The following is a 19,702-nucleotide window of genomic DNA, read 5'->3' as shown; positions in this document are numbered from 1 at the left end:
TCGGTTCTCCACCGTCGGGGACCGGTGCACGGACACTCCTAGTACTTGAGCAGGTTGGCGTCGTCGATCGACGCGGTGCGGCGGGTGCGGAAGATCGACATGATGATCGCAAGCCCGACGACGACCTCGGCCGCGGCGACGACCATCACGAAGAAGGCCATCACCTGGCCGTCGAGCGCGCCGTTGATGCGGGCGAACGTGACGAGGCTCAGGTTCACGGCGTTGAGCATCAGCTCGACGCACATGAACACGACGATGGCGTTGCGCCGCACCAGCACGCCGACGGCGCCGATGGAGAACAGCAGCGCGGAGAGCAGCAGGTAATAGGTGGTGCTCACCGGTCGGCTCCCTCGACGGCGTCGGCGCGCGAACCGTTGTGATCACTGCCGGCATGCGGGCGGCCGGTCAGCGCGTGTGCGTCGTCCGGCGACGGCACGGGTGCCGGCTGGACGTCGGTCCGGTCGATGATCTCGGAGAGCGACTCGGGCGCGATCGAGCCGTCCGGCAGGAGCGCCGGCACGGCCACCGAGTTCGCCGTGGCGAACACCCCGGGGCCGGGGAGCGGGGAGATCCGGGCGTGCTCGCCGCGCAGCCGTGCCTCCACGGTCTCCCGCTGGCTGCGCTTGGCGTGTGCGCGGGTCTGCGCGTACGCCAGGACCATCGCCCCCAGCGCGGCGGTGATCAGCAGCGCCGAGGTGAGCTCGAAGGCGAACAGGTACTTGGTGAAGATCAGCCGACCGATGCCGGGCACGTTGCCGTTCCAGTTCGCGCCGCCCGCGTCGAGCCCGACCGGCGTGACGTCGGTGAACGCCCGCCCGACCGCGGCCACCAGCAGCACCGCGAGCCCGACGCCGAACAGCAGCGCCGCCGCCCGCTGGCCGCGCAACACCTCGACCACCGAGTCCGAGCTGTCGCGGCCGACGAGCATCAGCACGAACAGGAACAGCATCATCACGGCACCCGTGTAGACGATGATCTGCACGAACCCGAGGAACAGCGCGCCCTGGGCCATGTAGAGCAGCCCCAGCGAGAGCATCGTCCCGGCCAGGCACAGAGCCGAGTGCACCGCGTTGCGCGCGAAGACCATTCCCAGCGCCCCGGCCAGCGCGACCGGGCCGAGGATCCAGAAGGCGATCCCCTCGCCGAGCCCGGTGTCGGCGCCGCCGGGCAGACCCGCCTCCTGGGCGAGCAGCAGAAGACTCATCGGACCTGCTCCCCCACCGGGTCAGGGACATCGGAGCCCGGTTTCATCGAGCGCCGCGCCAGCGTCGGCCCCTGGACGTAGTAGTCCTGCTCGTTCTCCCCCAGCCGCATCGGGTGCGGGGGCTGCTCCATGCCCGGCAGCAGCGGGGCGAGCAGCTGCTCCTTGGTGAAGATCAGGTCCTGCCGGTTGTCGTCGGCCAGCTCGTAGAAGTTCGTCATCGTCAGCGAGCGGGTCGGGCAGGCCTCGACACACAGGCCGCAGCCGATGCACCGCAGGTAGTTGATCTGGTAGATCGCGCCGTAGCGCTCACCCGGGGAGAAGCGTGCCTCCTCGGTGTTGTCGCCGCCCTCGACGTAGATCGCGTCGGCCGGGCAGGCCCAGGCGCACAGTTCGCAGCCCACGCACTTCTCCAGGCCGTCCGGGTGCCGGTTCAGCTGGTGGCGGCCGTGGTAGCGCGGGGCGGGCGGCGGGAAGTCCTCGGGGTACTCCTCGGTGACCACCTTCTTGAACATCGTCGAGAAGGTGACGCCGAACCCCTTGAAGAAGTCGAACATCTACTCGCTCTCCCTAGCCAAAGGGTCATGCGCGGAGTCGGAGCCGGAAGTGCGGGAACGGGCGCCGGCCCCGACCGTGCCCCGGGCCGAGCGGTTCCGACGGCCGCGGGGCGCAGGTGCGTCGTCCACCGCGCGCCTGCGGGGGCGCGACGGGTCGGGAACCACGAGGTCCAGCGGTGGCAGCGGGAAGTCGGAGGCCGGTTCGACCTCGGGCGCCTCGGGCCGGTGGCGGTCCGGGACGAGGAACGCCACCACCAGCACGGCGGCGACCACGATGCCCAGCGTCAGCAGCACGACTGTGACGTCTCCGCTGCCCACGGTGCGGTAGGTGCGCAGCGCGAAGACCACGAGGATCCACAGCAGGCTCAGCGGCACCAGGGCCTTCCAGCCCAGCCGCATGAACTGGTCGTAGCGGTAGCGGGGCAGCGTGCCGCGCAGCCAGATGAAGACGAACAGGAAGATGAACGTCTTGATCAGGAACGCCACGAACTGCAACCAGCCGTTGCCGTTGAGGAACGACAGCGGCCACGGCCACTGGCCGCCGCCGAGGAACAGCGTGGTGGCCATCGCCGAGACGGTGACCATGTTGACGTACTCGGCGAGGAAGAACAGCGCGAACTTCAGCGACGAGTACTCGGTGTGGAAACCGCCGACGAGCTCGGACTCGGCCTCGGGCAGGTCGAACGGGGCGCGGTTGGTCTCGCCCACCATCGCGATGACGAACACGGCGAAACTCGGGATGAGCAGCCAGCCGAACCAGCCCGACGCCTGTGCGCTCACGATGTCCGCGGTCGACAGCGACCCGGCGTAGAGGATCACGGCGACGACGGAGAGACCCAGCGCGATCTCGTAGGAGATCACCTGTGCCGCCGAGCGCAGCGCCGCCAGCAGCGGGTACGGCGAACCGGACGCCCAGCCGCCGAGCACGATGCCGTAGACGCCGATCGAGCTGCACGCCAGCACGACGAGCACGCCGACGGGCAGGTCGACCAGCTGCAGCGCGGTGCGCTCGCCGAAGATCGAGACCTCGCCGCCGAACGGGATCACCGAGAAGGCGACGAAGGCGGGGATCGTGGAGATGACCGGGGCGATGAAGTAGACCTTCTTGTCGGCCGCCACCGGCATGATGTCTTCCTTGAACGCGAGCTTGAGCCCGTCGGCGAGGCTCTGCAGCCAGCCCTTCGGCCCCACCCGGTTCGGCCCCGGACGCTGCTGCATCCGGGCCACGACCTTGCGCTCCCAGTTGATCATGAAGAGCGTGAGCACCACGCCGAGCGCGAACAGGCCCACGACCTTGATCAGGATCAGCCAGATCGGGTCGTCGGCCAGCAGCTGCTGGGTGTGGGTGAGGCCTTCGGGAGCCGGCCCCTGCGCGAGCACCTGTGTCGAACCGATCTGGGCCGAGAGGCTCTGGGCGAGGTTCATGCCGACACCCCCACGAGATCGCCGTGCCCGGCTCCCAGCGTGTCGCGGACACGGGAGCCCGGGGAGTTCGCGGGGAGCCACACCACGCCGTCCGGCAGGTCCGCGATCACCAGCGGCACGGTGATCGCCCCACGCTCGGTGCGCACCGTCGCCGGCGCTCCGGCCGTCAGGCCCAGGCGCTGGGCCGTCGCGAGGTTGCACCGCAGCTGCGGCGGACGGGCCGTGCCGGCCAGCGCAGGCTCGTCGACGGCGAGCGACGACTCGTCGAGCAGCTGACGCCACGTGGCGAGCACGGCCTGCCCGACGACGACGGGGCGCAGCGGCTCGGCAGGCGCCACGACCGGGCCCGGCGAGGAGAGACCGGCACGGGTGCCGAGCCGCGCCATGTCGCCTGCCGCGGCCGCGGGCGTCTGGGTGAACAGGTCGACGTCCATCTCGACGGCCAGGGTGTCGAGCACCCGGCAGTCGGGCAGCACGCCGGTGGCGTCCAGCGCGGGGCCGAACTCGCGACGGCGGCCCTCCCAGTTCACGTAACTACCGGACCGCTGGGCGTCCGGAGCGACCGGCAGCACGACGTCCGCGAGCTCGGTGACCGCCGAGGTGTGCAGCTCGAGGCTCACCAGGAAACCGACGTTCCGCAGCGCCTCCAGTGCCACTGCCGGGTCCGGGAGGTCGAGCGGGTCGACCCCGCCGACGACCAGTGCCGCCAGTTCGCCCGCCGCGGCCGCGTCGAGCATCTCGCTGGTGGAACGGCCCGGGGTGGTCGGCAGTGCGCCGTCCGGGAGCCCCCAGGCCCGCTCGACCTCCGCGCGGGCGGCGGAGTCGGTCACCGAGCGACCGCCCGGCAGCAGCGTGGGCAGTGCACCGGCCTCGACCGCGCCGCGCTCCCCGGCACGCCGCGGCACCCAGCCGACGACGGCGCCGGTGCGCTCGGCGAGCCGGGCGACGGCTGTGTACAGGCCCGGCACCTCGGCGGCACGCTCTCCCACGAGGATCACGCCACCGCCCGTCAGGGCCTCGACGACGTGCGGGGCGACCTCGGCCAGCTCGGTCAGCACCGCGGCCTCGGCTCCGGGCACCGCGCGGATCAGCCCGTCGCGGGCTGCGGGCTCGGACGAGCCGAGCTCGACCCCCGTCCGCAGCACCGCGGGGGTGGTCCACTGGCCGAGGTGGAAGACCTTCTGCCGGTGCTTCTGCGCGGCCTTGCGCAGGCGCAGGAAGACGACCGGTGCCTCCTCCTCCGGCTCCAGCGCCACGCAGAGCACCGCGGGCGCCGCCTCGAGCCGTGTGTAGCTCAGCCGCTCGGGGCCGTGGCCGACGACGTGCGCGGCGAGGAAGTCGAGCTCCTCGGCGCTGTGCGTGCGGGCGCGGGAGTCGACGTCGTTGGTCCCCGCGGCGACGCGCGCGAACTTGGCGTAGGCGTAGGCGTCTTCGACCGTCAGCCGGCCGCCGGCCAGCACACCGATGCCACCCGCGCGGGCGGCGAGCAGGCCCTCCGCCGCCACCTGGAGCGCGTCGGTCCAGGAGGTCTCGACGAGCACGCCGTCGCTGCCCCGCACCATCGGCCGCGTGATCCGGCCCTTGCTCGTGAGGTAGCGGAAGGCGAAGCGACTCTTGTCGTCGATCCACTCCTCGTTGACCTCGGGGTCGTTGCCCGCCAGCCGGCGCATCACGGTGCCCCGGCGGGAGTCGATCCGGATCGCCGCCCCGCTGGCGGAGTGCTCGTCGACGCCGGGGGTCGACACCAGGTCGAACGGGCGCGAGCGGAACCGGTACGCCGCGCTGGTCAGCGCCCCGACCGGGCAGATCTGGATGGTGTTGCCGGAGAAGTACGACTGGAACGGCTTGTCCTGTGCCACACCGATCTGCTGCAGTGCGCCGCGTTCGAGCAGGTCGATGAACGGGTCGCCGGCGACCTGCTCGGAGAAGCGGGTGCAGCGCTGACACAGCACGCAGCGCTCGCGGTCCAGCAGCACCTGCGTGGAGATCGGGAGCGGCTTGGGGAAGGTGCGCTTCACGTCGACGAACCGGGAGTCGGTGCGGCCCGTGCTCATCGCCTGGTTCTGCAGGGGGCACTCGCCGCCCTTGTCGCAGATGGGGCAGTCGAGGGGGTGGTTGATGAGCAGCAGCTCCATGACCCCCTCCTGCGCCTTCTTCGCGACCGGGGAGGAGTGCTGGGTCTTGACGACCATGCCGTCGGCCACCGTCATGGTGCAGCTGGCCTGCGGCTTGGGCATCGGCCGGCCACCCATCTCGACCTCGACCAGGCACTGGCGGCAGGCGCCCGCCGGGTCGAGCAGGGGGTGGTCGCAGAAGCGCGGGACGATGATGCCGAGACGCTCGCAGGCGCGGATCAGCAGCTCACCCTTGGGCGCGTCGACCTCCCGCCCGTCGATCGTGAGCCGGACGTGGCCCTCGGGCACCGGCCTGGTTTCGGGCTTCTGCTCGGGAGCGATGGTCATGCGGAGGCTCCGGTCAGTTCGGCCAGCTGGTCCGGGTGCGCGACCGACGGCTGCTCGGTGCACAGGTCCAGGAACTCCTGGCGGAAGTACTTGATCCCGCTCGTGATGGGGCTGACGGCACCGTCACCGAGCGCGCAGAACGAGCGGCCGAGGATGTTGTCGCAGATGTCGAGCATCGTGTCGACGTCCGCGGGCGTGCCCTCGTGGTGCACCATCCGCTCGAGGATCTGCAGCAGCCAGTACGTGCCTTCCCGGCACGGGGTGCACTTGCCGCAGCTCTCGTGCTTGTAGAACTCGGTCCACTTCATGACCGCCCACGGCACCGAGACCGTCTCGTTGAAGAGCTGGACGGCCGTGGTTCCGAGCATCGAGCCGGCACCCGCGGCGCCCTCGAAGTCGAGCGGGATGTCGAGGTGCTCCGCGGTGAACATCGGCGTCGACGACCCGCCCGGCGTCCAGAACTTCAGCGGGATGCCGTCCTTCATGCCGCCCGCGAGCTCGAGCAGCTGCCGGAGCGTGGTGCCCATCGGCGCCTCGTACTGACCGGGGCGGGTGACGTGCCCGGACAACGAGTAGATCTTCGGACCGGGGCTCTTCTCCCGGCCCATGGTGCGGAACCACGAGCTGCCGCCCTGCACGATCGCCGGGACCGAGGCGATCGTCTCGACGTTGTTGACCACCGTCGGCGAGGCGTAGAGCCCCGCCGTGGCCGGGAACGGCGGCTTGAGGCGCGGCTGGCCGCGGCGGCCCTCCAGCGAGTCGAGCAGCGCCGTCTCCTCGCCGCAGATGTAGGCACCGGCGCCGGCGTGCACGACGATGTCGAGGTCGAACCCGGAGCCGAGGATGTCGCGGCCCAGGTAGCCCTTCGCGTACGCCTGCTCGACGGCGTACCGGACGCGGCGCAGCGGGTGCAGCGCCTCCCCGCGGATGTAGATGGCGCAGAAGTTCGCGCGGATCGCGTAGCTGGTGATGATGCAACCCTCGATCAACGAGTGCGGGTCGGCCATCATCGTCGGGATGTCCTTGCAGGTGCCCGGCTCGCCCTCGTCCGCGTTAACGACGAGGTACTTGGGCTTGGCGCCCGGGCCCGTGGAGCCCTGGGGGATGAAGCTCCACTTCATGCCCGTCGGGAAGCCCGCGCCGCCGCGGCCGCGCAGGCCGGAGGCCTTGACCAGCTCGATCAGCTGGTCCGGGAGGCCGCTGAGGGCGTGCCGCAGGGCGGTGTAGCCCTCCAGCTGCTCGTAGACGTCGATGTCCCAGGCGCGCGGGCTCTGCCAGCGCTTGGTGAGCACCGGGACGATCGGGTCCGGGGTGATGGGTTCCGTCATCGCGTCACTTCTTCTCCGGCAGGTCCGGCAGGACGGGCGGCTTGTCCGGCATCGCGGGCGCCACCCAACCGCGCTCGCTCGCCAGGTGGGCGCCGCGCAGCGTCTCGGGGGACATCGAGTTGCCCTGCACGGCCATGGCGAGGTCCGGGAAGATCCCGGCCAGCTCCAGCTCGACCGTCTTCAGGTCCGTCAGCGGGGCACCCCGGGTGGGCTGGGGCTTCTCGCCGCGCTGCAGCGCGTCGACCAACGCCTCGGCGGACTCGACGGTCTGGTTGTCGAAGTACTCGTAGTTGACCTGCAGTACCGGGGCCAGGTCGCACGCCGCCAGGCACTCGGCGTGCTCCAGGGTGATCGACCCCCGGGAGCCGGGATCGCCGTAGGTCTCCTCGTGCCCGACCCCGAGCTTCCGGGACAGGCGCGCGTAGATGTCGTCGCCCCCCAGCGCCGCGCAGAGCGTGTTCGTGCAGACGCTCACCAAGTGCTCGCCGCACGGTGTGCGCTTGTACATCGTGTAGAACGTCGCGACCGCCGACACCTCGGCGGTGGTCAGCTCCAGCACCTCGGCGCAGTAGCGGATGCCGTCCTGGCTGACGTAGCCCTCGACCGACTGCACGAGGTGCAGCAGCGGCAGCAGCGCCGACCGCGACTGCGGGTACCGCGCGATGATCTCCGCGGTCCGCTGCCGGGTGAGCTCGTCGAAGACGGGCGTGAGCGGCGACTGCTCGTGCACCACCGGCTCCCACTCGACCTCGTGGGGGAGGTAGCCGTTCGCCGCCTGGCCGTTGTGACCGCTCTCCGGCTGACCCTCTGACGTCGTCACCGGTCCACACCTCCCATGACGGGGTCGATGCTCGCGACGGCGGCGATGACGTCGGCGACCATGCCGCCCTCGCTCATCGCCGGCATCGTCTGCAGGTTCACGAAGCTGGGCTCGCGGACGTGCACGCGCAGCGGCCGGGTGCCGCCGTCGGAGACCAGGTGGTAGCCGAGTTCGCCGCGCGGCGACTCGACGCACGCGTACACCTGGCCCGCCGGGACCGCGAAGCCCTCGGTGACCAGCTTGAAGTGGTGGATCAGCGACTCCATCGACTGGCCCATGATCTTGCGGACGTGCTCGAGGGAGTTGCCCATGCCGTCGCCGCCCACCGACAGCTGCGCGGGCCAGGCGACCTTGCGGTCGTCGACCATCACCGGGCCGGGCTCCATCTTCGCCACGGCCTGCTCGACGATCTTGAGCGACTCGTGCATCTCCGCCACCCGCAGGCGGTAGCGGGCGAAGCAGTCGGCCTCCGTGGCCGTGGGCACCTCGAAGTCGTACTCCTCGTAGCCGCAGTACGGCTCGACCTTGCGCAGGTCCCAGGGCAGCCCGGCGCTGCGCAGGATCGGACCGGTGGCGCCCAGCGCCAGGCAGCCGTCGAGCGGCAGGTAGCCGACGCCCTCGAGCCGGTTGCGCCAGATCGGCTGACCGGTGAGCAGCTTGTCGTAGTCCGGCAGCCGCGAGCGCATCACCGCGATGAAGTCGGTGACCTTCTCCGCCCAGCCCTCGGGGAAGTCCTGGGCCAGCCCGCCGGGGCGGATGAACGCGTGGTTCATCCGGAGACCGGTGAGGAACTCCAGCAGGTGGAGCACCTCCTCGCGCTCGCGGAACCCGGCCGTCATGCCGGTCAGCGCGCCCAGCTCCATGCCCCCGGTGGCGAGGCACACGAGGTGCGAGCCGATCCGGTTGAGCTCCATCAGCAGCACGCGGGCGACGGTGGCGCGGCGCGGCGCCTCGATGCCGAGCAGCTTCTCCACGCCGAGGCAGTAGGCCGTCTCGTTGAACAGCGGCGCGAGGTAGTCCATGCGCGTCACGAACGTGACGCCCTGGGTCCAGGTTCGGTACTCGCAGTTCTTCTCGATACCGGTGTGCAGGTAGCCGATCACCGATCGGGCCTGGGTGACGGTCTCGCCCTCCAGCTCCAGCACGAGCCGCAGAACCCCGTGCGTCGACGGGTGCTGCGGGCCCATGTTGATGACGATGCGGTCGTCGTGCTCGTCGTCGAGGAACGTGTCCCAGTCGCCGCCGGTGACCGTGTAGACCGGTCCCTCGGTGGTGATGCGCTCCTGTGCAGGATCGACCGGTGCCGGACGGGCGTCGTCACGGATCTCTGTCATGAGTACGACCTCCGCTGATCGTGACACTGCCGGGATCTGCGCGCCCGAAGCATTTTCACGAGTACGACCTCCGCTGATCGGGCGGCGGTATCTGCGCGCCCTTGTACTCCACGGGGATCCCGCCGAGCGGGTAGTCCTTGCGCTGGGGATGGCCGTCCCAGTCGTCCGGCATGAGGATCCGGGTCAGCGCCGGATGGCCGTCGAAGACGATGCCGAACATGTCCCAGGTCTCGCGCTCGTGCCAGTCGGCCGTCGGGTAGACCCCGACGATGCTGGGGACGTGCGCGTCGTCGACGTCCAACGCGACCTCGAGCCGGATGCGGCGCCGGTAGGTCATCGAGAGCAGCTGGTAGACGACGTGCAGGCGCTTCGCGACGTCAGGTCCGTAGTCGACTCCCGACACCGAGGAGCACAGCTCGAACCGCAGTGCCTCGTCGTCGCGCAGCGTGCGGCACAGGTCGAGCACGCGGTCGCGGTCGACGTAGAAGGTGATCTCGCCGCGGTCGATCGTGATCTGCTCGACCGCACCGCCGACACCGCGCTCGGCCAGTGCCGCGCCCAGCTCGTCGACGAACGCGTCGAACCAGCCGCCGTACGGGCGCTCGGCCGGCGCGGGGACGTAGCCGGGCAGCTGCAGGCCGCCGAACCCGGAGGTGTCGCCGGAGCCGCGGACGTTGAACATGCCGCGGCGCGCACGGGCGGGGGCCTGCCGGGTGCCGCCCTCGGGGCTCGTCTCCGAGCCGAGCGGGTCCACTGACTGCTCGGACTCACCAGCGCGGGCGGGTGTGGCGCCGCCCGCCTCCTGCGCGGCCTGGTCCGGGCCGCTGCGCTGGGCCGACGACTGCGGGCCGCCGGTGGGCTCGGCGTTCTCCTTGCTGGTGCCTGCCGCGTTCTCGTCGCTCATCGCGTGTCCTTGCTGTGCTCCGCCAGCGCCCGGAGCTCGTTCGGGGCACCCAGGACCGTCTCCCGCTCGTGCCGCTTGTCCTTCGGGGCGAACTTGATCGACGACGGGAGCAGCTCCGTCTTGTGCCCGGACGCCGCGAGCTCGGCGGCCCGCTTCGTGCCGAGCGGCTCGTCCATGATCTTGGCGTGGATCTTGAGGATCGCATCCATGAGCATCTCGGGGCGCGGCGGGCAGCCCGGCAGGTACATGTCGACCGGCACCACGTGGTCGACGCCCTGGACGATCGCGTAGTTGTTGAACATCCCGCCGGAACTGGCGCACACGCCCATCGCGAGCACCCAGCGCGGCTCGGGCATCTGGTCGTAGATCTGGCGCAGCACCGGCGCCATCTTGTTGCTCACCCGGCCGGCGACGATCATCAGATCGGCCTGGCGGGGCGAGGCGCGGAAGACCTCCATCCCGAACCGGGCGAGGTCGTAGCGCGGTGCGCCGGTGGTCATCATCTCGATCGCGCAGCACGCCAGGCCGAAGGTGGCCGGCCAGAGCGACGACTTGCGCGTCCAGTTGACCAGCTTCTCGACGCTGGTCAGCAGGACGCCGCTGGGCAGGTGTTCTTCGAGACCCATCTCAGATTCCCTAGTTCCAGTCGAGCCCGCCGCGGCGCCACACGTAGATGTAGGCGAAGCCGACGGTCACGATGAACAGCACGATCTCGACCAGCCCGAACACGCCGAGCGCATTGGCGCTGACCGCGAAGGGGTAGAGGAAGACCATCTCGATGTCGAACAGGATGAACAGCATCGCCGTGAGGTAGTAGGCGACCGGCATCCGGCCGGCTCCCACCACCGGCTGCGGCGAGGGCTCGATGCCGCACTCGTAGGCCTCGAGCTTCGCGCGGTTGTAGCGGCGCGGGCCGATGTAGGGCGCGGCCGTCACCGAGAACAGGGCGAAGCCCGCGGCGAGCGCGAACATCAGCACCAGCGGGAGGTAAGGACCCATTCCTCGTGCAACCCCACAGTCTCCGTCGAACCGTCTCGGGCCGTCCCCCGGCGTCCGGGGAATCCGGTCGGCGCCGCGACACTAGGTCGCGGCGCCCGCCCGGCCGGAGCCAGGCGAGCCTTACTTGCACTAGACACTCGGAGCGAGCCGCGCCATCGCCGTGATCACGCGGTCGCTCGTCGCGCCGTCCTTCGGGTCGTACAGATTCGCGAGCAGCTTGAGCAGGAACTCCATGAGCGTGCGACGGGGCAGGCCGTGCCGGGTCGCGAGGCCCATGATCGTGGGATTGCCGATCAGCCGGGAGAAGAGGTTCCCGATCCGGTAGTAGCCGCCGAGCGCCTGCCGCAACTCCGTCGGGTAGCTCTCCAGCGCCTTCTCCGCGGCGGTGCCGCGTCGAGCCAGCGACTGGATCGCACACCGCGACGCGATGGCGGCCGACTCCATGGCGTAGGCGATGCCCTCGCCGTTGAACGGGTTCACCAGGCCGCCCGCGTCGCCGACCAGCAACATCCCCGGGCGGTAGTGCGGGATCCGGTTGAACCCCATCGGGAGCGCGGCGCCGCCGACCGACCCTTCGGCGTTCTCCTCGCGGAAGCCCCACTCCTCGGGAGTGCCGTCCAGCCAGCTCCGCAACAGGGCCCGGTAGTCCGTGGACCCGTAGGCGCGGCTGGTGGACAGGATCCCCAGCCCGACGTTGCTCGTGCCGTCGCCCATCCCGAAGATCCAGCCGTAGCCGGGCAGGAGCTTCGGGTTCGCCGGGTCCGACCGGTCCCACAGCTCGAGGTGGCTCTCGAGGTAGTCGTCGTTCGTCCGCGGGCTGCGGTAGTAGCGGCGGACGGCGACGCCCATCGGCCGGTCGTCGCGCTTGGTGATGCCGATGCTGAGCGCGAGCCGCGCCGACACCCCGTCGCAGGCCAACGTGAGCGGCGCGCGGAAGCTGACCGGCCGCTTGTCGCCCGATTTCCCACTGCCGCGACCGACGTGGCCGGTGACGCCCACGACCCGCCCCGTGCGCTCGTCCGTGACGGCGTCGGTGACGGTGGTGTCTTCGTGCAGGCGCGCACCCGACTTCTCGGCGTGGCGGACGAGCAGCTCGTCGAAGTCCTGCCGAGTGCGGACGGCGCCGTAGTCCGGGAACGACGCGAGCGTCGGCCACTCGAGCTCGAGGCTGACACCGCCGCCGAGCACGCGCAGGCCGCGGTTGTGCAGCCAGCCGGCCTCTTCGCTGCAGTCGATGCCGAGATCGATGATCTGCTTGATGCCACGGGGTGTGAACCCGTCGCCGCAGACCTTCGCGCGCGGGAAGCTGGACTTCTCGAGCAGCAGCACGTCCAGGCCGGCGCGCGCGAGGTAGGTGGCGGCAGTGGAGCCGGCGGGCCCGGCACCGACGACGATGACGTCGGCGTCGGCTTCGGGGCGGCTGCCGGTGGTGGGATCGGCGACCACGGGGGACTCCTTGTGGGACTCCGGGGCGGGGCTCCTCGGTGAAGCTCCTCGGTGAGGCACCTTGTGAAGGGATTCACGAAGTGCCCCGAGTGTAGGCGGCACCCCCGACAGTTGCGCGCCCGCCCGCCGGGAAAGGGTCGGAAACGCGACCTCAGGCGCGAGTTGCGCGGTGCAGGGCGACGGCGCCGCCCGCGAGGTTGCGCCAACCGACGGCCGTCCAGCCGGCCGCCGCGATCCGGGCCGCCAGCGCGGGCTGCGCGGGCCACGCCCTGATCGACTCCGCCAGGTACAGGTAGGCCTCGGGGTTGCTCGACACCGTCCGGGCCACGGCCGGGAGCGCGTGCTTGAGGACGACGTCGTGGTAGGCGGCGCGGTAGGGGGCCCAGGTCGGCGTGCCGAACTCGCAGACCAGCAGTCGGCCGCCGGGGCGCGTCACGCGGGCCATCTCGGCGAGTGCGGCGTCGGGGTCGGCGACGTTGCGCAGCCCGAACGAGATCGTCACCGCGTCGAAGGCGGCGTCCGCGAAGGGCAGCGCGAGGGCGTCGGCGGCGACCTTCGGGACGTCCCGGGCGGAACCGGCACGCAGCATCCCGAGCGAGAAGTCGGCCGCGACGCACCACGCGCCCGAGCGGGCCAGCGACACGGTCGACACCGCCGTCCCCGCCGCCAGGTCCAGCACCCGCTCGCCGGGCCTCAGGTCCAGCGCGTCGCGCGTCAGGGCCCGCCAGCGCCGGTCCTGGCCGGCGGTCAGCACGGTGTTGGTGAGGTCGTAGCGGCGGGCGACCCCGTCGAACATCGCGGCGACGTCGTGCGGGTCCTTCTCGAGGTCGGCGCGGCTCACGGGACCGAGGTTAACCGGCAGCGGCCCGGTCGCGGTCGCGACGGCTCCTGCGCCGCAACCACACGGCCAGGGGACCGAGCACCGCCCAGACGGCCGCGACGCCCAGGAAGGTCGGCACGATCCCGTCGACGACGCTGCGACCGGCGACGCGGACCTCCTCCGGGTCGGTCAGGGCGTACTCGACGACGACCGTGTCGCCCGTGGTGAGCCCGCGCGGGTACTGGACGCCGCGTTCCGGGACGACCGCCTGCCCGTTGGCCGTCGGGAACCGGATCAGCGTGCGGGAGAACGAGCTGTCGAGCACCTCGGCCGTCGCCGTGCCCCGCTCCGCGTTGATCGCCGCGTCGTCGATGGCCGCCCCGGCCAGCGCCAGGGCGGCCAGGGCCGTGACGACCACCGCGAGGCCCACCACGATCTCGGCCGCGTACCAGCGCACCACCCGCAGCGCGGGAGCGACGGTCCCCACCAGTTCGGTGAGAGGACTGTCGGCACTGGTCACACGGCCGGATCCTAATCGCGCCGGACGTGGCGTCCGCCGCACCTCCCGGCCCGGACGGGCGTCGGACGCGCGGCGTCCCTACTCTCGGAGAGGTGACGATCGCTCCGCTGCCGCCCGGGCTGCGCGTGCGGACCCGTCCGGTCGACGATCCGGGCGGACTGCTCGACCTCTTCCCGGACGAGCACCCGCTGTGCTGGGTGCGTGACGGAGAGGGGCTCGTGGGCTGGGGTGAGGTGGCCCGGTTCACCGCCTCCGGGCCGGACAGGTTCGCGGCGGCCGACGCCTGGTGGCGCTCGTTCGCCGCCGATCTGGAGGTGCGCGACCACGTCGGCACCGAGGGCAGCGGGCCCGTCGCGTTCACCAGTTTCACGTTCGCCGACAGCTCACCGGGCTCGATCGTCGTCGTCCCGCGGGTGATCGTCGGCCGGTCCGAGGGCCGCGCGTGGATCACGGAGTTCGTCGGGGGCGACGGGCCGTCGGTGCAGCCGGTGCGTCCGGTCCGGCGTACCGGACCGCTCCGCTTCCGCGCGGGCCGGCTGCCGGTGGAGGGCTACCGCGCGGCGGTCGCCGCGGCGGTGGACCGGATGCGGGCCGGCGAGCTGGAGAAGGCGGCGCTCGCGCACGACCTGCTGGCCGTCGCCGACGCCCCCCTGGACCCACGCTTCCTGCTCGGCGGCCTGGCGCGGCGCTACCCGTCGTGCTGGTCGTTCGCCGTCGACGGGCTGGTCGGCGCGACTCCTGAGCTGCTGGTACGGCGCAGCGGCGCGACGGTCTCGTCGCGGGTGCTGGCCGGCACCGCCTGGTCGGAGGCGGGCGCTCCCGCGGACCGCCCGACGCTCGCGCGGCGACTGCTGTCGTCGGAGAAGGACCGCCGCGAGCACGCGCTGGCGGTCGAGTCGCTCGCGGCCGCGCTGCGGCCGCTGTGCGCGGAGCTGGACGTGCCGGGCACCCCCGGGGTGATCGCGCTGCACAACGTGTCGCACCTGTCCAGCGACGTGCACGGCAAGCTGGACCGCGACGACCCCGCGACCCTGCTGCGCCTCGCCGCGACGGTGCACCCGACGGCCGCGGTGGGCGGCACACCCCGCAACGCCGCGCTGGCGCTGATCGCCGAGCTCGAGGGCATGGACCGCGGGCGGTACGCAGGCCCCGTGGGCTGGATGGACGCCGACGGCAACGGCGAGCTGGGGCTGGCGCTGCGGTGCGCCCAGCTCGACGGCCCGGTGGCCCGGCTGTTCGCCGGCTGCGGGGTGGTGGCCGACTCGGACCCGGACACGGAGGTCCGCGAGGCGGCGGCGAAGCTCATGCCGGTGCGCGAGGCCCTGACGGGCGGCTCCCCCGCCTGACCCCGACCCGCGAGTCGGCACGTTCGCCAGCGCGAGTCCGCGTGTTCGTCAGCGCGAAAGCGCACATCTCGGCCTGACGAAGGTGCCGACTCGGGGTTACAGAGCGGCGGCGACCGCCGCGCGGACCGCGGCGTGCCCGGTGCGAAGCGTCGTCCGATCGCCGCGGATCTCCACGAGACGCATCCCCGGCCGGGGTTCCAAGGCCGCCGCGAGCGCGGACAGGTCGTCGACGCGGGTGTAGGCGAGGCCTGTCGCCGTCGCGAGCGCCGCCATGTCGACGGTGTGCGGGGTGCCGAACACCCGCTCGAAGGCCTCGGCATGCTCCGGCGCGCCCTGCTCCAGCAGGCCGAAGATCCCGCCGCCGCCGTCGTTGAGCACCACCACCGTCAGGTCCGGGCGCGGCTCGTCAGGGCCGATCACGAATCCCGTGGTGTCGTGCAGCAAGGTCAGGTCGCCGAGCAGCGCGTACCCCGGTCTCGGATGGGCGAGGGCCGCGCCGACGGCGGTCGACACCGTCCCGTCGATGCCCGCGACGCCCCGGTTGGCCAGCACCGTGACGTCCGCACGCGGCGCCGCCGCGAGGGACACGTCGCGGATCGGGTTCGACGAGCCCACGACGAGCAGCGCGCCGCCGGGCAGCGCATCCACCAGCGCCCGGGCCAGGCGCAGACCGCCGGGCGCGCCGGCGGCGTCGAGCGCGGCGTCGAGCGCCTTGCCCGCGGTGCGGTCCGCGTCGAGCCAGCTCGCCGTCCACTCGGGGGCGGGTCTCCACGACGGCGCGGCGCCGACGGCCCGCACGGCTCCGGCGACGTCGGTCCAGCTCCGACCCTGGGGATCGGCCAGTGCGTACACGGCCACCCGCGGGTCGGCGAGCAGCCGCTGCACGGGCCGGTGCAGGGTCGGGCGGCCCACAACGACGACCTGGGCGGGTCGGAGCGCGTCCGGCAGCGCACCGAGCAGCCACGGTCCGGAGCGCAGGCCGACGTCCCACACGCCGGACGCCGGTTCGGCGATCACCGGCAGCCCCCACCCGCGCACCTCCGGCGGGGCCCCGGCTCCGGCGACCACCAGGGTGGGCGCCGCCGGGTCGAGCGGCAGCGGGTCCGTGTGGACCCGTCGCCGCGACACCGCGGTCCACGGGGCCCCGCCGGGCCGGCCCGCCGGAACGGTTCCGGCGTCGGGTACCAGCGGTTCCGCGAAGGGCAGGTTCAGGTGCACCGGGCCTGGCGGCGTCCCGAGCGCGGCGGCCAACGCCCGCGCGACGGCCGCGCGCCACAGTCCGTGCTCCCGCTCGGGATCACTCGCCGGAGCGGTCGTGAGCGCCAGGCGCACGGCGTCGCCGAAGATCCCCGGCTGGACGACCGTCTGGTTCGCCCCCGTGCCCACGAGCTGCGGCGGGCGGTCCGCGGTGAGCACCAGTAGCGGCACGCCCGCGTGGGAGGCCTCCAGAACCGACGGGTGCAGGTTCGCCACGGCGGTGCCGGACGTCGTCACCACGGGCACCGGCCGCCCGGACCGCAGCGCGAGGCCCAGCGCGAGGAAGCCGGCGGTGCGCTCGTCGATGCGCACGTGCAGCCGCAGCCGTCCCGCCGCGTCCGCGACGTGCAGCGCGAACGCGAGCGGTGCGCTGCGGGAACCGGGGCAGAGCACGGCGTCGGAGACCCCGCTGCGCACGAGCTCGTCGACGATCACCTGGGCATGGGCCGTCGAGGGGTTCACCTCACCGAGGTTAGGTCGGGATCAGCTCGAACGCGGCGGCGAGGGTCGCGCCCGGCAGCTTCCGGCCCGCCTCCTCGGCCATCCCACGCAGGAAGGTGTCGGCCGACGGGCCGCCGAGCGCGGCGAGGTAGGCCGCGTGGGCCTGGAGGGAAGCGACGGCGCGGTCGAAGGTGTCGCCGATGTCGACCGCGTGCCCGGCCTCCGGCGAGGCGAACGCCGCCACCCGTCGCACGCCCGGCCACGGGTCGAGCCCGGCCTCCGGGAAGAGCCAGCGGTTCCCGGCGTCGGCGACCGCGTCGATCGCGGCCTGCCCGACGGCGCGGTGGTCGGGGGTGTTGAGGTTGCCGCCCGGCCAGCTCGGGTGGTGGTTGCCGGTGATCACGATGTCGGGGCGGTGGCGGCGGATCGCGTGGGCGATGTCGCGGCGCAGCGCGGGGCCGTACTCGATCGTGCCGTCGGGGTGGTCGAGGAACTCCACGACGTCCACCCCGACGATCCGGGCCGCCGCCCGTTGCTCCGCCTCCCGCAGCGGCCCGCACTCCGCGGGCGCGATCGTGTCGATACCCGCCTCACCGCGGGTCACCAGCAGGTAGACGACCGTGCGGCCCTCGGCGGTCCACCGCGCGACGGCCCCCGCCGCGCCGAACTCGAGGTCGTCGGGGTGGGCGACGACGGCGAGCGCGCGCGACCAGTCGTCCGGGAACGGGGCGTACGGGGTGGGCACGCGACGATCTTGGCCCGGTGTTCCTGCCGTTGCACGGAATCGCTCGGCGCGGCATTGAGTTGAACAACGTGTGACCGCATCGACGAGCGCGCCCACCGCCGCGCAGCGCCTTCTGCAGGTCGGCCTGGTCTACGCCGAGCCCGAGGCCCGCGACTCGCCTCGCGGGCAGGAGATCCTCGCCCGCTTCCCCGGCGCCGAGATCGTCGAGGTCGACTCGCACTGGAAGATCCCCGAGCTGCACGGCAACGAGGGCAACGTCGAGCGCTGGGTACGCGTCAAGACCGAGACGCTCGTGCTCGGCGTCAAGAAGTCGCTCTCGGCGCGGCCCAACGGGCGGTCGGCCGACTTCATCGCGCCCTCGACGTCCAACGGCTGTGCGATGGCCTGTGCGTACTGCTACGTGCCGCGACGCAAGGGCTACGCCAACCCGATCACGGTGTTCACGAACATCGACAAGATCACCCGCTACCTGCGCGGGCACGTGAAGCGCCAGGGCGTGAAGCCGGAGCCGGACCAGATCGACCCGGCGGCGTGGGTCTACGACATCGGCGAGAACTCCGACTGCTCGGTCGACGCCCTGGTCAGCGACAACGTCGCCGACCTCGTGGCCACCTTCCGCGACCTGCCGACGGCCAAGGCCAGCTTCGCGACGAAGTTCGTCAACCGCGAACTGCTCGACCTCGACCCGCAGGGCCGCACCCGCGTCCGGTTCTCGCTCATGCCCGAGCGTGACGCCAGGCTGCTCGACATCCGCACCAGCTCGATCCCCGAGCGGATCGCCGCGATCGACGACTTCGTCGAGGCCGGCTACGAGGTGCACCTGAACTTCTCACCGGTGGTGCTGCGCCCGGGCGGCGACCGCGACTGGGCCGAGCTGCTCACCCGCCTCGACGACGAGCTGAGCCCGGCGACGAAGGCGCAGGCCGCGGTCGAGGTGATCATGCTGACCCACAACAGGGACCTGCACGAGGTCAACCTCGGCTGGCACCCGAAGGCCGAAGACGCGCTGTGGCGCCCGGAGCTGCAGCAGGCCAAGCGCTCGCAGAGTGGCATGTGGAACGTGCGCTACCGCAACGACGTCAAGCGCGCAGGCGTGCAGTCGATCCAGGACCTCATCGCCGCCCACGCGCCCTGGCTGCGGGTCCGGTACGCGTTCTGACGCGCGAACGGCGCCCACCTGCCGTGGGCGCCGTTCGTCTGCCGTGATGTGACATTCGCGCTGTCGAACGTGCCGACTCGCGCGAACGCGGGGGATGGGCTCGCTCAGCCGAAGTTGTCGGGGTCCGGCCCGGTGCGCTCGTGGCGGTCGAGCGCGGCGACCGCGTCCATGTCGTCGTTGGACAGGTCGAAGTCGAAGACGTCGATGTTCTCCCGCATCCGCTCGGGCTTCATCGACTTCGGGAAGACGATGTTGCCCAGCTGGATGTGCCAGCGCAGCACGACCTGGGCCGGCGTCTTGCCGTACTGCTCGGCCAGGTCCTTGAGCGTGCTCTCGGTGAGCAGGTCGCCGCCCTGCGCGATCGGGCTCCACGCCTCGGTCTGGATGCCGTGCTCCACGTGGTAGTTGCGCAGCTCGCGCTGCACCAGCCGCGGGTGCAGCTCGATCTGGTTGACCGCCGGGACGGTGTCGGTCTCCTTCGCGAGCCGCTCCAGGTTGGCGACCGTGAAGTTGGAGACGCCGATCGAGCGGGCCTTCCCGTCGGCCAGCGCCTTCTCGAGGCCCTTCCACGTCTCGACGTAGCGGTCTTCGCGGGGCCGCGGCCAGTGGATGAGGTAGAGGTCGACGTGGTCGGTGCGGAGCTTGGCCAGGCTCTCGTCCAGCCGCTCGACCGCCGCGTCGAAACTGTGGCCGTCGTTGTTGAGCTTGGTGGTGATGAAGACCTCGTCGCGGGACAGCCCGGACTCCGCCAGCGCCTGGCCGACGCCCTCCTCGTTGCCGTACATCTGCGCGGTGTCGATGTGCCGGTAGCCGGCGTCGAAGGCCGCCCGTACCGTCTTCGCCGTCTCCTCCGGCGGCACCTGGTACACCCCGAAGCCGAACTGCGGGATCTCCACGCCGTTGTTGAGCCGGATGTTCGGAACCTGTGTCATACGTGC

19 protein-coding genes are annotated in these 19,702 nt (G+C 72.0%); 2 read left to right on the top strand and 17 right to left on the bottom strand.

All coding sequences use genetic code 11. The features are described 5' to 3' along the window. Positions 1 to 38: 38 nt before the first annotated feature. The 14 genes from nuoK to RM445_RS03310 all read right to left on the bottom strand — a co-directional run bounded on the left by nuoK (position 39) and on the right by RM445_RS03310 (position 13,816). Positions 39 to 338, bottom strand: coding sequence for an NADH-quinone oxidoreductase subunit NuoK (gene nuoK / locus RM445_RS03375; protein ID WP_311554491.1), 300 nt, complete (start codon positions 336 to 338; stop codon positions 39 to 41). After that, a complete protein-coding gene (locus tag RM445_RS03370; RefSeq protein WP_311554490.1) occupies positions 335 to 1,204 on the bottom strand; it encodes an NADH-quinone oxidoreductase subunit J in 870 nt (289 codons plus the stop codon). The genes nuoK and RM445_RS03370 overlap by 4 nt, the downstream gene beginning before the upstream one ends. After that, positions 1,201 to 1,758, bottom strand: coding sequence for an NADH-quinone oxidoreductase subunit NuoI (gene nuoI / locus RM445_RS03365; RefSeq protein ID WP_311554489.1), 558 nt, complete (start codon positions 1,756 to 1,758; stop codon positions 1,201 to 1,203). The genes RM445_RS03370 and nuoI overlap by 4 nt, the downstream gene beginning before the upstream one ends. Then, entirely contained in the window at positions 1,759 to 3,183 is a 1,425-nt protein-coding gene (nuoH, locus tag RM445_RS03360) for an NADH-quinone oxidoreductase subunit NuoH (protein WP_311554488.1), read from the bottom strand. After that, on the bottom strand, positions 3,180 to 5,645 hold the full coding sequence (locus RM445_RS03355; protein ID WP_311554487.1) for an NADH-quinone oxidoreductase subunit G: 2,466 nt from the start codon (positions 5,643 to 5,645) through the stop codon (positions 3,180 to 3,182). The genes nuoH and RM445_RS03355 overlap by 4 nt, the downstream gene beginning before the upstream one ends. Then, complete coding sequence (gene nuoF / locus RM445_RS03350) at positions 5,642 to 6,973, bottom strand: NADH-quinone oxidoreductase subunit NuoF (protein ID WP_311554486.1); 1,332 nt, start codon at positions 6,971 to 6,973, stop codon at positions 5,642 to 5,644. The genes RM445_RS03355 and nuoF overlap by 4 nt, the downstream gene beginning before the upstream one ends. A 4-nt stretch (positions 6,974 to 6,977) precedes the next feature. Further along, a complete protein-coding gene (gene nuoE / locus RM445_RS03345; protein ID WP_397469213.1) occupies positions 6,978 to 7,793 on the bottom strand; it encodes an NADH-quinone oxidoreductase subunit NuoE in 816 nt (271 codons plus the stop codon). Then, the gene (locus RM445_RS03340; protein WP_311554485.1) at positions 7,790 to 9,127 is read right to left on the bottom strand and encodes an NADH-quinone oxidoreductase subunit D; all 1,338 of its coding nucleotides are present in this window, start codon (positions 9,125 to 9,127) and stop codon (positions 7,790 to 7,792) included. Before RM445_RS03340 ends, nuoE begins: the two co-directional genes overlap by 4 nt. 55 nt (positions 9,128 to 9,182) lie before the next feature. Beyond that, entirely contained in the window at positions 9,183 to 10,031 is an 849-nt protein-coding gene (locus RM445_RS03335) for an NADH-quinone oxidoreductase subunit C (RefSeq protein WP_311554484.1), read from the bottom strand. Continuing rightward, positions 10,028 to 10,657, bottom strand: coding sequence for a NuoB/complex I 20 kDa subunit family protein (locus RM445_RS03330; RefSeq protein ID WP_311554483.1), 630 nt, complete (start codon positions 10,655 to 10,657; stop codon positions 10,028 to 10,030). The genes RM445_RS03335 and RM445_RS03330 overlap by 4 nt, the downstream gene beginning before the upstream one ends. Before the next feature lie 10 nt (positions 10,658 to 10,667). Beyond that, complete coding sequence (locus RM445_RS03325) at positions 10,668 to 11,030, bottom strand: NADH-quinone oxidoreductase subunit A (protein WP_311554482.1); 363 nt, start codon at positions 11,028 to 11,030, stop codon at positions 10,668 to 10,670. A gap of 129 nt (positions 11,031 to 11,159) precedes the next feature. After that, entirely contained in the window at positions 11,160 to 12,476 is a 1,317-nt protein-coding gene (locus RM445_RS03320; protein ID WP_311554481.1) for a geranylgeranyl reductase family protein, read from the bottom strand. A gap of 151 nt (positions 12,477 to 12,627) precedes the next feature. Then, positions 12,628 to 13,317 (bottom strand): demethylmenaquinone methyltransferase, encoded by a 690-nt coding sequence (locus RM445_RS03315; protein ID WP_311554479.1) that lies wholly within the window; start codon positions 13,315 to 13,317, stop codon positions 12,628 to 12,630. Between the two features lie 10 nt (positions 13,318 to 13,327). After that, positions 13,328 to 13,816, bottom strand: a complete 489-nt coding sequence (locus RM445_RS03310; protein ID WP_311554478.1) for a DUF3592 domain-containing protein — start codon at positions 13,814 to 13,816, stop codon at positions 13,328 to 13,330. Positions 13,817 to 13,908: 92 nt separating this feature from the next. Here RM445_RS03310 and RM445_RS03305 point away from each other — a divergent pair, with 92 nt between their 5' ends. Then, complete coding sequence (locus tag RM445_RS03305; protein ID WP_311554477.1) at positions 13,909 to 15,162, top strand: isochorismate synthase; 1,254 nt, start codon at positions 13,909 to 13,911, stop codon at positions 15,160 to 15,162. Positions 15,163 to 15,258: 96 nt separating this feature from the next. Here RM445_RS03305 and menD read toward each other — a convergent pair whose 3' ends face one another. Both menD and RM445_RS03295 read right to left on the bottom strand, forming a co-directional pair. Continuing rightward, positions 15,259 to 16,881, bottom strand: a complete 1,623-nt coding sequence (gene menD / locus RM445_RS03300) for a 2-succinyl-5-enolpyruvyl-6-hydroxy-3-cyclohexene-1-carboxylic-acid synthase (RefSeq protein WP_311554476.1) — start codon at positions 16,879 to 16,881, stop codon at positions 15,259 to 15,261. A gap of 10 nt (positions 16,882 to 16,891) precedes the next feature. Beyond that, complete coding sequence (locus tag RM445_RS03295) at positions 16,892 to 17,605, bottom strand: PIG-L deacetylase family protein (protein ID WP_311554475.1); 714 nt, start codon at positions 17,603 to 17,605, stop codon at positions 16,892 to 16,894. Between the two features lie 70 nt (positions 17,606 to 17,675). Between RM445_RS03295 and RM445_RS03290 the strand changes: the two genes are divergently transcribed. Further along, complete coding sequence (locus RM445_RS03290; protein WP_311554474.1) at positions 17,676 to 18,764, top strand: spore photoproduct lyase family protein; 1,089 nt, start codon at positions 17,676 to 17,678, stop codon at positions 18,762 to 18,764. A 104-nt stretch (positions 18,765 to 18,868) separates the two neighbouring features. Here RM445_RS03290 and RM445_RS03285 read toward each other — a convergent pair whose 3' ends face one another. Beyond that, positions 18,869 to 19,696 carry an aldo/keto reductase gene (locus tag RM445_RS03285; RefSeq protein WP_311554472.1) on the bottom strand — a complete coding sequence of 276 codons (828 nt, stop codon included), beginning with the start codon at positions 19,694 to 19,696 and terminating at the stop codon, positions 18,869 to 18,871. Positions 19,697 to 19,702 lie beyond the last annotated feature (6 nt).

Source organism: Pseudonocardia charpentierae (assembly GCF_031845345.1).
In the GTDB taxonomy this organism is placed as follows: domain Bacteria; phylum Actinomycetota; class Actinomycetes; order Mycobacteriales; family Pseudonocardiaceae; genus Pseudonocardia; species Pseudonocardia charpentierae.
The sequence above is the reverse complement of the archived record's forward strand: the minus strand, read 5'-3'. Positions and strand labels throughout refer to the sequence as shown.